The organism is Caballeronia sp. AZ1_KS37, from assembly GCF_023631165.1.
Lineage (GTDB): Bacteria > Pseudomonadota > Gammaproteobacteria > Burkholderiales > Burkholderiaceae > Caballeronia > Caballeronia zhejiangensis.
This window is the reverse complement of the sequence record NZ_JALQDP010000060.1, coordinates 1-281: the sequence shown is the minus strand read 5'-3', so window position 1 is coordinate 281 and position 281 is coordinate 1. Positions and strand designations below refer to the sequence as shown.

At 56.2% G+C, this 281-nt stretch carries 1 pseudogene; it reads right to left on the bottom strand.

Annotated features, from left to right (window positions below):
• Positions 1-281, bottom strand: a pseudogene (locus tag NCS00_RS33230) (porin); the annotation flags it as partial.

Sequence of the window (281 nt, the reverse complement as noted above, 5' to 3'; positions counted from 1 at the left end):
CTTGATGAAAACGCGTCGATGAACCGCCGTCGGGTTTCGCATTGTTATAGATATAGGCGAGCCCCAGTTGCAAAAACGGCGTAGCCGCGTAAGTCAGGTTCACTTCGCCGATATCGAACGCAATATTGCGGCCCTGCGGATTGGCGCTATCGGCAAAGTACTGGCTATGCTCGAGGCGGCTATGCGTATAGGTCAGCGCGATGGTCGCCGGCCCGATCGCATACGATGCGCCCGCGCCATAAGCCTTCAGCGCTTCCGCATTCTGTAGTTGACAATAGAGC